Source organism: Enterobacter cloacae complex sp. P12RS, from assembly GCF_014895875.1.
In the GTDB taxonomy this organism is placed as follows: Bacteria; Pseudomonadota; Gammaproteobacteria; order Enterobacterales; family Enterobacteriaceae; genus Enterobacter; species Enterobacter bugandensis.
In genome coordinates this window covers 1-13130 of the sequence record NZ_JADBQO010000031.1, presented here as the reverse complement: position 1 = coordinate 13130, position 13130 = coordinate 1, and the positions used below count along the sequence as shown (strand labels likewise).

Here is a 13130-nt window from a genome sequence, read left to right as displayed (position 1 = left end):
TGTGATTAGGAGGTTATCCACTGAACGCGATAAGTCATCTATGATCGCCTCACATAAACGGGCTTCCATCTCATCTGTTAAAGGGGGTGCGTTGTATTTCCGAGTTAGCCCAAAATCAAGCACTGGTATCATCAAGGCGATAGAGTAGATGGCGAATACTAAAGAAATGCCTCCCCATCGAAGAATAGTCTTTGCTCTATTCGTCAATGTCATACGAACCACCTAAAACGCCGCCAATTGTGCCACCAGAATAACCCGAAGATGATCCAACCGCTGATGCACTGTTAGCAAGCCCTTCTTCCACTTGCCCTGTGAAGCTTTCAGAGATTGGTCTGAAGTGTTCGATGTTCGGATACTGTTCTTTAAACGCGCTGGTTACCTCCAAAACGTTCATTGAGGACAGAGCGCCACTCTTCTCCGTCAAATAACGTTGTAAAGATACGGGGATAGTGAAATCTTCTTCATTTTTGATACGAAGTTGCGTTGTTGTTGATGTAAAACTGGTATCGAAGATTTTAGTCCCTGCTTCTTTGATCATTTGCACAGTGTGAGTTGTGCAGTTGCTGCCAGTCAGATCGTAAACGTCAATCACCTTGCCGCGTCGTTTGGTACGATCTCCCATCGCATCCGTGAAAACTGGTTTTTTACCGGAGTTCCATAGAGATTCAAAAATTCTGCGGGTTTCCTCAGGTGTGACATCATCGATCAGGAATACTCTCGCTTGGTATTTGTAGAGTTCTTCGCGGTAGTAAAGACAAGCATCATCGCCAGTTAGGAAGTTAAGAATCCCATCACCCGTTAATGTAGCGGGGCCTTTCCTACCAAAGCGCCCGTAGGTGTATACGTAGATCGAGTTATTTTCATGTACCGAAACGAAAGCGTGTCCTGCATCGGTGATTTCAGTCCAGATGTAAACGCCGTTCAATAACGGGTTATCTTCGGGTTTGCAGGTGTCAGCAAAGCTGTTTTGCTTCTTCGCGGTCTGGGCGTGTTGTTCCGGTTCTGACTCAATCGGCCCAGGGAGTACAGGCATCTCGACGAGGTGAGCTAGATCGGTATGGGTTACTGTTGCTTCGCCACCAAGTTCGTAATCATCATCCCAGTTTGATGGAACGAATTTCGATTTGCAGGGGCAGGAGCTATAGCTGTGCAGCGTTCCGGCAATCCTTTTACCATGTATATTGTCAGTATCAAGACCGCCACAGATACGGTAACGACCAGGATGTTTACCACAGGTTACTTGATGGCCTTCACAGGCCATGTCTTTACCGAAAAACTGGTGATCACTCCATCCTTCAATAATCCGACCGCCGCATACCGTCTTATCACCCCTGAACAAAAAATAACCTTTACCTGCCATTAGTGCTTACTCCCTGGCATCGTTAAGAATTCTTTCTGGAATGTGTCGCCTTCACGGAAAAGCAGTCTGTTGCCGGATTGTAGGGTTGAGATTATTTCGTCGCCATTATCAAGCATACTTCCAGACAGTGCCGCAGATGTGTCTTGTATAATACGCACTCCACCTGCACCGGAAATAATAGTGGCTTCACCGCTCCCAGCGTATACAACTTTATCTCCAACTAGTGCCATCTTATAACCGCCAGCCGTGCTGGTCCCTGAAGCATTACGGATCACTCCACCGTTGCCGGTAACGCTTCCCACCATAGCGAATCGAAGAATGTGAGTTAATGGGCGACTAACTGGTTTGTTAAATTCGTCAAACGCCTCCCTTGTCTTGTTGTAAAAGTTTGCTAAAAAATCTACGTCGTAGGCTGGCTGCGAAGAGGAACCACGGATTTCAGTAGTGATTTCGTTGGTGTATTGTTGCATAAATCCCTTTAATTATTATGGAAATAACCGTGGTGATTATTTTACAAGCAATGTTTAGATGCGCAACATATATCAGGCTTAAGCGAAACTGCGTTTCGTTACAAAAGGTTATCGTTAAACTAGTAATGGTTATTTTTTGATAAATCTTAGGCAGATGTGTTGGCAAGCACAGCGGCAGCAACAGATATTCTTGATAACGCGAGAAGCATTACTCATCACGATGGAAACCCTCGGCGAGCCGATGCTCTCTACCTCGCTGATGCTGGCGGGCAGCGAGTTTACCGAGTCCGATCCGGAAGAGATCAAGGATCGTCTGGAGAAGGTGGTGGAGTTGATTATTCACGGCGGTTATCTCGGCCAGCAGCCGACTACGGTGGTCGATTTAACTGAAGACACCTCGGAAGTGATTCGTGAAGGCGTGGGTGACGTAAAGCCTTTCTTGTAAATAAGGTGTTTAATGCCTGAAATTAAGGGAAGAGCGGAGGCTGGATTTCTCCAGCCTTTGTCTGTCATCTCACCTTCTTGAAAATGAGCAGGATCAGAGGGACGCAGACAGTGAAACCAATGATAGAGGCTAACGCCGAATCAGAATGATTTTGCGATAGCTCCATAACAAACGACGTTAGCTGAGAGGGGGTAAAATCCCATCCTTGGCTCACTGTCTCTGAAAAGTTAACGGCGAAGACCAGATCGAAGTAAAGGACGATAACGTAATAGGCTACGCAGATCAGCGCGATACTGACCCATTTGATACAAAAATTCTTATTCATCATCTCACCTTTTTAAAGATAAGCAGAATAAGAGGCACGCAGATCGCAAATCCAAAAAAGGCGACATTAAAAACGCCATCAGTGGCTTGCATAATCGAGTCTATCGAAGCATGGTAAGCTTTTAATGAGATTGGGCCAGAAAAACGCATACTTTCTCTTTCCATGAATGCACTAAATGTGAATGTTGATGCTATCAGAGTAATAAGGTAGCAAAGTGATACAGCGACTATTCCAGCCCATCTAAGAATGGTTTTAGTTAAACTACTCATCATAATCTCCAAGAGTACCGCCAACATTTTCGCCTGAGTATGGAGAAATCGAACCTATTGAAGACATTGTTTCTGCGGCGTATCGTTTGGCTTTGCCTGCCCTTCCTTCCGGGGATACGTGTTGTCCGTTCGCGTTCGAATAGAGGTTTTTAAACTCGTCAGTAACTTCTACAACAGCCATTGACTGTAGGCTACGGCTTTTGCTGAGAAGATAACTTTGCAGTGATATTGGTATGGTAAAATGCTCTTCTGATTCAATAGGAAGCTGAGTGCTTGTTGATCTGTAGCTTGTATCAAAGATCGATGAGCCTGCGGCTTTTATGCCAGCAACAGTGTGCGTTGTGCAGTTGCTTCCCGTTACATCGTTGGAGTCAATAGAGTGACCAGTTCGAGCTGTAGCACTGTTTTCCTCTATCCCTATTGGCTTTCGCCCCTCTTGCCACAAATTTTCAAAGAAAGCACGGGTTTCTGGTATGCCAGCATCATTGATTTTAAAAACTCGGGCGTTGTTTTCGTAAAGTTCTTTTCTGTAATAGTCTCGGGCATCATCACCTTTCATAAAATCGAGAATGCCATCACCTGTCATTCCAAATGGCCCACCAGTTCTTCCGTATCTGCCATAGGTGTAAAGGTATACAGTATTGTTTTCATGCACGGAAACAAAAGTGTGTCCGGTTTCGGTGGTTTCAGTCCAGATGTAGACGCCGTTCAATAGCGGGTTATTTTCTGGTTTGCAAATGTCAGCAAAACTGTTTTGCTTCTTCGCTTTCTGGGCGTATTGTTCCGGTTCTGACTCAATCGGCCCAGGGAGTACAGGCATCTCGACGAGGTGAGATAGATCGGTATGGGTCACTGTTAATTCCCCACCAAGTTCGTAATCATCATCCCAGTTTGATGGAATGAATTTCGATTTGCAGGGGCAGGAGCTATAGCTGTGCAACGTTCCGGCAATCCTTTTGCCATGTATATCGTCAGTATCAAGACCGCCACAGATACGGTAACGACCAGGATGTTTACCACAGGTCACTTGATGGTCTTCACAGGCCATGTCTTTACCGAAAAACTGGTGATCACTCCATCCTTCAATAATTCGACCGCCGCATACTGTTTTATCACCCCTGAACAGAAAGTAACCTTTGGCTACCATTAGCGCTCACTCCCTGGCATGGTTAAGAATCCTTTCGGGAATGTGTCGCCTTTACAGAAAACCAGTCTGCTGCCGGATTGTGGTGTTGAGATTATTTCGTCGCCATTATCAAGCATACTTCCAACCAGGGTCGCAGATGCGCCCTGCATAATACGCACTCCACCTGCACAGGAAATAATAGTGGCTTCACTGCCCTCAGCGTAGACAACTTTATCTCCAACTCGTGCCATCCTTTCCCCTCCATCCGTACTGCCTCCCGAAGCATTGCGGGTAACGATTCCCACAACAGTGAATCGAAAAATATACGTTACTGGGCGACTAACATGCTTGTTAAAATCTTCAAATTCTTCGCGTGTCTTGCTGTCATAGCTCGCTAAGAAATCTTCATCGTAGGGTGGCAGAGAGGTGGAATCTCGGAATCCAGGCGTGATCTCATTACTATATTGCTGCATAAGTCCCTTTGCTTATTATAGAAACAATTACAGCGGTCATTTTACAAACAATAACCACATGCACAACAAGTATTAGGCTTAAGCAAAACTGTGTTCCGTAACCCAGAATCTTCCTTTTGAACTCCTAACTGTCCTTTGTCCCATTCTGAACGAATGGGGTGTATGGGCGGATCTGGCCCATAATCACTTTCGCTTGTATTTGGCTGTCAGTACCTAGACTCAGATGCACAAAACTTGTTGAATCATTTAGTCTAAAGTTAGTGTAGTATGTGCGCCCACGAATCATATGTGTGACAGCTTGTGTGACAGATTGTTTGCCATGCTGTGTACCCTGAAAGAGTTACATATCAGTGAGTTAAGTTATTTTTGGCGCTAACTCATTGTTTTAGAAAGTACACCAGACGCCTGTGAAGGCGACACCTGAGGAAGCTCAATGAGCGAGAAGTTACAGAAAGTGCTGGCGCGTGCCGGCCACGGTTCACGCCGTGAAATCGAAGCCATTATTGAAGCGGGCCGCGTGAGTGTGGACGGTAAAATCGCCACGCTGGGTGACCGCGTAGAAATCGTACCGGGGCTCAAGATCCGCATTGACGGTCATCTTATCTCCGTGAAAGAGTCCGCGGAACAGATCTGCCGCGTGCTGGCGTATTACAAGCCGGAAGGCGAGCTGTGTACGCGCAACGACCCGGAAGGTCGTCCAACGGTGTTTGACCGTCTGCCAAAACTGCGCGGCGCCCGCTGGATTGCGGTGGGGCGTCTGGACGTGAACACCTGCGGTCTGCTGCTGTTCACCACCGATGGTGAACTGGCAAACCGTCTGATGCACCCAAGCCGTGAAGTTGAGCGTGAATACGCCGTTCGCGTCTTCGGCCAGGTCGATGAAAATAAACTGCGCGACCTGTCGCGTGGCGTGCAGCTGGAAGACGGCCCTGCGGCGTTCAAAACCATCAAATTTACCGGTGGTGAAGGGATTAACCAGTGGTACAACGTGACCCTGACCGAAGGACGTAACCGCGAGGTGCGTCGTCTGTGGGAAGCGGTAGGCGTGCAGGTTAGCCGCCTGATCCGCGTTCGCTACGGCGACATTCTGCTGCCGAAAGGTCTGCCGCGCGGTGGTTATACCGAGCTGGATCTTACCCAGACTAACTACCTGCGCGAGCTGGTTGGCCTGACGCCGGAAACCACCTCTAAAGTGGCGGTGGAGAAAGATCGTCGTCGTATGAAGGCGAATCAGATCCGTCGTGCGGTGAAACGCCACAGCCAGGTGAACAGCAATCGTCGCTCTGGCAGCCGGAATAACAACGGTTAATTGAAAAAGCCCGGTGAACTCACCGGGCTTTTTCTTTAGTAATCAATGCCAATTTGTGCTTTGATGCCTGCATCAAACGCATGCTTGACCGGACGCAGCTCGCTGACGGTATCTGCCAGCTCCAGAATCTCACGATGACACCCGCGACCTGTAACGATAACCGTCTGGTGCGCAGGGCGGTTCTTCAGTGCATCCAGCACCTCCTCCAGCGGCAGGTAGTCGTAGGCGACCATATAGGTGATCTCATCCAGCAGCACCATATTTAACGTCGGGTCAGCCAGCATCCTTTTTGCGTGCTTCCACACGGCAAGGCAGGCTGCGGTATCGGTTTCCCGGTTCTGCGTATCCCACGTAAACCCGGTCGCCATCACCTGAAACTCAACGCCGTGAGGTTCAAGCAAATTACGCTCACCGTTGGGCCATTCCCCTTTGATAAACTGGATGACCCCCACTTTTTGCCCGTGGCCGACGGCACGCGTAGCAGTGCCAAACGCGGCAGTAGTTTTGCCTTTACCATTGCCGGTAAAAACGATGACGATCCCTCGCTCGTCCTGGGCTGCCGCGACGCGCGCGTCAACCTGTTCCTTCAGACGCTGCTGTCGCTGCTGATGACGTTCTTCACTCATTGCGAAATTCCCGGTTTGCGGCCCGGCTGGGCATCAAAGGTCATTCCGGTTTTGCGGCGGCTGTCGTCGCCCATCAGCCAGAGATAGAGCGGCATAATGTCTGCCGGGGTTTTCAGCTTCAGCGGATCTTCCGTCGGGAACGCGCTGGCGCGCATGCTGGTGCGCGTACCCCCCGGATTAATGCAGTTTACGCGCAGATGGCGGCTCTGATACTCATCCGCCAACACCTGCATCATGCCCTCGGTCGCGAATTTTGAGACAGCATAAGCCCCCCAGTTTGCGCGTCCCTCGCGGCCTACGCTGGAAGAGGTGAAGACCAGAGATCCAGACTCGGATTTGAGTAATAAAGGAAGCAAGGCCTGCGTGAGGAAAAAAGTACCATTAACGTTAACCTGCATCACCTGCTTCCAGATTTCAGGATCCTGTTCATCCATTGGACGCACTTCACCTAACAAACCGGCGTTGTGCAGTACGCCGTCAAGACGTGGGTAGTGGGTACTGATACGGTGAGCAAGCTCCTGGCAGAGCGCTGGGGTGCATGTCAGCAAATCGAGCGTGTACCAGGGGGCAGGTGTCCCGCCTGCGGCCTCAATTTCCTGAGCGACCCCTTTGAGCTTTTCTTCGTTACGCCCAATCAGAATTACGCTTGCGCCATATTCAGCGTACGTCAGGGCCGCTTCGCGACCAATACCATCGCTGGCGCCGGTGACAAGAATGATTCGGTTCTGCAGCAGGTTTTTTTGCGGTTGATAATGCACGGTGACTCCTCAGGCGCACGGGGTCTCAATCACGCCTTCATAATGACTTTTCGGCTTTATGCCCGAATTAGCGTGAGAATTCAATCAGTCTACAGGACGCATTGCTGCAAAATTAACAATTTGCAAATATTTAACCCGCAGCGCGGGGATTCCTGAAGACGGCTCGCAGAGGTAATGTCACGGGCGAGACGCAGGGGCAGGGCTGTTGTACACTGCCGTGAAAGATTCGTGGTTAAATCAAGGTGGAACGCGTGGAATTACTTTCTCAATATGGGTTGTTTTTGGCCAAAATCGCGACGGTGGTGATTGCCATTGCCGTGGTTGCCGTTCTGATTGTCAACCTGACGCAGCGCAAGCGTCAGCGTGGGGAGTTACGCATCACCCGCCTGAGCGAGCAGTATAAAGAGATGCAGGAAGAGATGTCCCTCTCGCTGCTCGAGAGCCATCAGCAGAAGCTGTGGCTGAAAGCCCAGAAGAAAAAACACAAGCAGGAAGCCAAAGCCGCGAAGGCGAAGGCAAAGCTCGCGACGCCGCAGGGCGACGCAAAACCCCGCGTCTATGTGCTCGATTTTAAAGGCAGCATGGATGCGCATGAAGTCGCTTCGCTGCGCGAAGAGGTGACTGCGGTTCTGGCCGTGGCAACGCCGCAGGATCAGGTGGTGGTGCGTCTTGAGAGCCCGGGCGGGGTGGTTCACGGTTACGGGCTGGCCGCTTCACAGCTGCAGCGTCTGCGCGAGAAGCAGATCCCACTTACCGTGGCGGTAGATAAAGTCGCGGCGAGCGGCGGCTATATGATGGCCTGCGTGGCGGACAAAATCGTTGCGGCGCCGTTTTCCATCATAGGTTCGATTGGCGTGGTCGCACAGATCCCTAACTTTAACCGCTTCCTGAAAAATAAAGAGATTGATATCGAACTTCACACGGCGGGTCAGTACAAACGCACCCTGACGCTGCTGGGGGAAAACACGGAAGAGGGGCGCCAAAAATTCCGTGAAGATCTGAATGAAACTCACCATCTCTTTAAAGACTTCGTACATCGCATGCGCCCAACGCTGGATATTGAACAGGTGGCGACCGGTGAGCACTGGTACGGCATCCAGGCGCAGGAAAAAGGGCTGGTGGATGAAGTAGGTACCAGTGATGACCTGCTGCTCAACCTGATGGAAGGCCGGGAACTGGTAGGCGTGCGCTTTACACAGCGCAAACGGCTGATGGACCGCTTTACCAACAGTGCGGCGGAAAGCGCGGACCGCCTGCTGCTTCGCTGGCTACAGCGCGGACAAAAACCGCTGCTGTAAACAAAAACGCGAGGCATATGCCTCGCGTTTTGCATTAATCGACCAGGTGATATTTCTCTGAAAGCGTATGCGCCAGGTATTTAAACATATTAAACACGGCAGTGCTTTTCGGGGTCGGTAACCCCTGCTCGTCAAGGAAGTATTCGCCGCTGAAAACCAGCACGCCATTACGTTGCTCAACGCCGGTGGCTTCTATGCCTGCCAGCGTATCTTCATGGTCACGAATAAGCTTGTTTGCTTCGATAAGCAGAGAGGCTCGGTCAATGGGTTGGGTCGTATTCTGCATAATCCACTCCTTAAACAGTGACAATAGTCTACGCCGGGGGCGCTTTGGGGGCAAATTTTCCCTGTAATGTGAGGGGATAAGATGCAGAGGGCAGGTTGGCGGGATTTGCTTTTGCATGCTAATAAAGTTGCGTAACGAATTTTATCAGGTAGAGTGTGCGCTTTCGTCATTCTGGCAACAGAATTGCTTGACATTCGACCGGGAATTCGTCACGAATTATACGAGATGTGAGAAAAATACCCGAAAACTCAATGACCTGGATGTCGCCATTCTGACGTTCGGTAAGACATAGGGGTTGATATCCCCTGACGCAGTCGCAATATCATTGGCTCGTCGTCAGCGGAAGGGAAATCAACGTGCGGCGTATTCCTGGAAGAATTAAATTAGGTAAAGGTGAATATGGGTAAAGCTCTCGTCATCGTTGAGTCCCCGGCAAAAGCCAAAACGATCAATAAGTATCTGGGTAATGACTACGTGGTTAAGTCCAGCGTTGGTCACATCCGCGATTTGCCGACCAGTGGCTCAGCCAGCAAAAAGAGCGCAGACTCTACCTCCACCAAAGGGGCTAAAAAGCCTAAAAAGGATGAACGTAGCGCGCTTGTCAACCGCATGGGTGTTAACCCATGGCACAACTGGGATGCACAATATGAAGTGCTGCCCGGGAAAGAAAAAGTCGTTAACGAGCTGAAGCAGCTGGCTGAAAAAGCAGACCACATCTATCTCGCAACCGACCTTGACCGCGAAGGGGAAGCCATTGCGTGGCACCTGCGGGAAGTGATCGGCGGGGATGACAAACGCTACAGCCGCGTAGTGTTTAACGAAATTACAAAGAATGCGATTCGTCAGGCGTTTGAGAAGCCGGGCGAGCTGAATATCGACCGTGTGAACGCCCAGCAGGCGCGTCGCTTTATGGACCGCGTTGTGGGCTACATGGTTTCTCCACTGCTGTGGAAAAAGATTGCCCGCGGCCTGTCTGCAGGACGCGTGCAGTCTGTAGCCGTGCGTCTTGTCGTTGAGCGTGAACGCGAAATTAAAGCCTTCGTGCCGGAAGAGTTCTGGGAAGTTGACGCCAATGTCACCACCCCGGGCGGTGATGCGCTGCCGCTGCAGGTAAGCCATCACAACGATAAGCCTTTCCGTCCTGAAAACCGCGATCAGACCATGGCCGCCGTGGCGCTGCTGGAAAAAGCGCGCTATCAGGTACTGGAACGCGAAGATAAGCCGACCAGCAGCAAGCCTGGCGCGCCGTTTATCACGTCCACACTGCAACAGGCGGCGAGCACCCGTCTGGGTTACGGCGTGAAGAAAACCATGATGATGGCCCAGCGCTTGTATGAAGCGGGTTACATCACCTACATGCGTACTGACTCAACGAACCTGAGCCAGGACGCGGTGAACATGGTGCGCGGCTACATCAGCGATAACTTCGGTAAAAAATACCTGCCGGAAAGCGCCAACCAGTTCGCCAGCAAAGAGAATTCTCAGGAAGCGCACGAAGCGATTCGTCCTTCTGATGTATCTGTTTTAGCCGAGTCGCTGAAGGATATGGAAGCCGACGCCCAGAAGCTGTATCAGCTGATCTGGCGTCAGTTTGTCGCGTGTCAGATGACGCCAGCGAAATATGATTCCACTACGCTGACCGTCGGTGCGGGCGATTTCCGTTTGAAAGCGCGCGGTCGTATCCTGCGCTTCGACGGCTGGACGAAAGTGATGCCTGCACTGCGTAAAGGTGATGAAGACCGTACGCTGCCTGCGGTAAACAAAGGCGACGAGTTGTCGCTTGTCGACCTGGTTCCGGCCCAGCACTTCACCAAGCCGCCTGCGCGCTTTAGTGAAGCGTCGTTGGTTAAAGAGCTGGAAAAACGCGGGATTGGCCGTCCGTCAACCTACGCGTCAATCATCTCGACCATTCAGGACCGCGGTTACGTTCGCGTAGAGAACCGCCGTTTCTATGCCGAAAAAATGGGTGAGATTGTCACTGACCGTCTGGAAGCTAACTTCCGCGAATTGATGAACTACGACTTCACCGCGCAGATGGAAGACAGCCTCGACGAAGTGGCCAGTCACAAGGCGGAGTGGAAGAAGGTTCTCGATAGCTTCTTCAGCGACTTTACCAACCAGCTTGAGAAAGCGGAGAAAGATCCTGAAGAGGGCGGCATGCTGCCTAACCAGATGGTTCTGACCAGCATCGACTGCCCGACCTGCGGCCGCAAGATGGGGATCCGTACTGCGACAACGGGCGTGTTCCTTGGCTGTTCAGGCTATGCGCTGCCACCAAAAGAGCGCTGTAAAACAACCATCAACCTGGTGCCGGAGAACGAAGTTCTCAACGTGCTGGAAGGTGATGATGCGGAAACCAACGCCCTGCGCGCGAAACGCCGCTGCAAAAAATGCGGCACGGCGATGGACAGCTATCTGATCGATCCTAAACGCAAGCTGCACGTGTGTGGTAACAACCCAACGTGCGACGGGTATGAGATCGAAGAGGGTGAGTTCCGCATTAAAGGCTATGACGGTCCGATTGTGGAGTGCGAGAAGTGTGGCTCTGAGATGCACCTGAAAATGGGGCGTTTCGGTAAGTACATGGCCTGCACCAACGACGAGTGTAAGAACACGCGTAAAATTCTGCGCAATGGTGAGGTTGCTCCGCCGAAGGAAGATCCGGTTCCGCTGCCAGAATTGCCGTGTGAAAAATCCGACGCGTACTTCGTGCTGCGTGATGGTGCCGCAGGTGTCTTCCTGGCCGCCAACACCTTCCCGAAATCGCGTGAAACGCGCGCCCCGCTGGTGGAAGAGCTGCATCGCTTCCGCGATCGTCTGCCTGAGAAGCTGCGTTATCTGGCCGATGCGCCACAGCAGGATCCTGAAGGCAATAAGACGGTGGTCCGTTTTAGCCGTAAAACGAAGCAGCAGTACGTTGCGGCAGAGAAAGAGGGTAAAGCGACCGGATGGTCCGCCTTCTTTGTCGATGGCAAATGGGTTGAAGGCAAGAAATAATCTTTCTTAACCGTAGCTTACCCGTGAAAGGGCCGGACTTCCGGCCCTTTTTTATTACCTTATTATTATTTTTTGTTCCGTACTATACAGTCAGGCTATAAGTGATATAGTGGTTATAGTTAACCCTTTTTTTATTATCAAATCGTCTTAAGCGATTGACCGCGTGCGCTAAATCGGATGGTCTGGCATGAAATTACAACAGCTTCGTTATATCGTTGAGGTGGTGAATCACAACCTTAATGTCTCTTCCACCGCCGAGGGGCTATATACCTCGCAACCGGGCATCAGCAAGCAGGTTCGCATGCTCGAGGATGAATTAGGTATTCAGATTTTCGCCCGCAGTGGTAAGCACCTTACCCAGGTGACGCCAGCGGGGCAGGAAATCATCCGTATTGCGCGGGAAGTCCTTTCCAAAGTCGATGCGATTAAGTCTGTGGCGGGGGAACATACCTGGCCGGATAAAGGCTCGCTGTATATTGCCACGACGCACACCCAGGCGCGCTATGCGCTACCGGGCGTTATCAAGGGCTTTATCGAGCGTTATCCGCGCGTCTCCCTGCATATGCACCAGGGATCGCCGACGCAAATTGCGGAGGCGGTGTCGAAGGGCAATGCAGATTTTGCCATTGCAACGGAAGCGCTCCATCTCTATGACGATCTGGTCATGCTGCCGTGCTATCACTGGAACCGCTCCATTGTGGTGACCCCGGATCATCCGCTGGCGGGCAAAGGGTCGGTGTCTATCGAAGAGCTGGCGCAATATCCTCTGGTCACCTACACGTTTGGCTTCACCGGACGATCTGAGCTTGATACCGCCTTCAACCGGGCCGGGTTAACGCCGCGGATTGTCTTTACCGCCACCGATGCCGACGTCATAAAGACCTATGTACGGCTTGGCCTGGGGGTAGGGGTGATCGCCAGCATGGCGGTCGACCCGGTGTCAGATCCTGACCTGGTGCGTCTTGATGCGCATGATATTTTCAGCCACAGCACGACAAAAATTGGCTTCCGCCGCAGTACCTTCCTGCGAAGCTATATGTATGATTTTATTCAGCGCTTTGCACCGCATTTAACGCGTGACGTGGTGGATACCGCCGTGGCATTACGATCAAATGAAGATATCGAAGAGATGTTTAAAGATATCAAACTCCCCGAAAAATAATCACACCCGGTATCTTTCCCTGAGGGAAAGATACCGAAATATCGGCTTAAAGCTAAATTAGAATTATCATCATCTGCACTTCCCCTGCCATATATTGTCATTATCCTTTTAATTTGTGTGGCTTTAATGTCGTGAATTGGCGACAAAAATAGAAACTAATTAACGGCTACGCAAATTTTTCTTTTCAAATATTTATTTCTGGTCAAAAGATTGAATATTTCATGCC

Annotated in this window: 11 protein-coding genes and 1 pseudogene; 5 read left to right on the top strand and 7 right to left on the bottom strand. The window is 50.8% G+C overall.

Going from position 1 to position 13130, the window contains the following annotated elements; genetic code table 11:
- Positions 1-196: 196 nt before the first annotated feature.
- Positions 197-1360: a PAAR domain-containing protein gene (locus tag IM284_RS17245; protein ID WP_047368704.1), complete on the bottom strand. Its 1164-nt coding sequence runs from the start codon at positions 1358-1360 to the stop codon at positions 197-199.
- Entirely contained in the window at positions 1360-1830 is a 471-nt protein-coding gene (locus tag IM284_RS17240) for a PAAR domain-containing protein (RefSeq protein WP_047368703.1), read from the bottom strand. The genes IM284_RS17245 and IM284_RS17240 overlap by 1 nt, the downstream gene beginning before the upstream one ends.
- Positions 1831-2050: 220 nt before the next feature.
- Between IM284_RS17240 and IM284_RS17235 the strand changes: the two are divergent.
- A pseudogene (locus IM284_RS17235) lies at positions 2051-2275 on the top strand (Sua5/YciO/YrdC/YwlC family protein); the annotation flags it as partial.
- 586 nt (positions 2276-2861) lie between these two features.
- Here IM284_RS17235 and IM284_RS17230 read toward each other — a convergent pair.
- On the bottom strand, positions 2862-4016 hold the full coding sequence (locus tag IM284_RS17230) for a PAAR domain-containing protein (protein ID WP_193055848.1): 1155 nt from the start codon (positions 4014-4016) through the stop codon (positions 2862-2864).
- Positions 4016-4468, bottom strand: a complete 453-nt coding sequence (locus tag IM284_RS17225; protein WP_047368700.1) for a PAAR domain-containing protein — start codon at positions 4466-4468, stop codon at positions 4016-4018. The genes IM284_RS17230 and IM284_RS17225 overlap by 1 nt, the downstream gene beginning before the upstream one ends.
- 433 nt (positions 4469-4901) lie before the next feature.
- Here IM284_RS17225 and rluB point away from each other — a divergent pair, with 433 nt between their 5' ends.
- A complete protein-coding gene (gene rluB, locus IM284_RS17220; RefSeq protein WP_028013408.1) occupies positions 4902-5777 on the top strand; it encodes a 23S rRNA pseudouridine(2605) synthase RluB in 876 nt (291 codons plus the stop codon).
- Between the two features lie 35 nt (positions 5778-5812).
- Here rluB and cobO read toward each other — a convergent pair whose 3' ends face one another.
- Both cobO and IM284_RS17210 read right to left on the bottom strand, forming a co-directional pair.
- Entirely contained in the window at positions 5813-6403 is a 591-nt protein-coding gene (gene cobO / locus IM284_RS17215; protein WP_045260661.1) for a cob(I)yrinic acid a,c-diamide adenosyltransferase, read from the bottom strand.
- The gene (locus tag IM284_RS17210; RefSeq protein ID WP_047368699.1) at positions 6400-7161 is read right to left on the bottom strand and encodes a YciK family oxidoreductase; all 762 of its coding nucleotides are present in this window, start codon (positions 7159-7161) and stop codon (positions 6400-6402) included. The genes cobO and IM284_RS17210 overlap by 4 nt, the downstream gene beginning before the upstream one ends.
- A gap of 251 nt (positions 7162-7412) precedes the next feature.
- On the opposite strand from IM284_RS17210, the gene sohB reads away from it, so the two are divergent.
- On the top strand, positions 7413-8459 hold the full coding sequence (gene sohB, locus IM284_RS17205; protein WP_047368698.1) for a protease SohB: 1047 nt from the start codon (positions 7413-7415) through the stop codon (positions 8457-8459).
- A gap of 34 nt (positions 8460-8493) precedes the next feature.
- On the opposite strand, the gene IM284_RS17200 is transcribed toward sohB, so the two are convergent.
- Complete coding sequence (locus IM284_RS17200; RefSeq protein WP_003856804.1) at positions 8494-8745, bottom strand: YciN family protein; 252 nt, start codon at positions 8743-8745, stop codon at positions 8494-8496.
- Between the two features lie 399 nt (positions 8746-9144).
- On the opposite strand from IM284_RS17200, the gene topA reads away from it, so the two are divergent.
- Both topA and cysB read left to right on the top strand, forming a co-directional pair.
- Positions 9145-11742 (top strand): type I DNA topoisomerase, encoded by a 2598-nt coding sequence (gene topA, locus IM284_RS17195; protein WP_041909639.1) that lies wholly within the window; start codon positions 9145-9147, stop codon positions 11740-11742.
- Between the two features lie 187 nt (positions 11743-11929).
- Positions 11930-12904: an HTH-type transcriptional regulator CysB gene (gene cysB / locus IM284_RS17190; RefSeq protein ID WP_028013403.1), complete on the top strand. Its 975-nt coding sequence runs from the start codon at positions 11930-11932 to the stop codon at positions 12902-12904.
- Positions 12905-13130 lie beyond the last annotated feature (226 nt).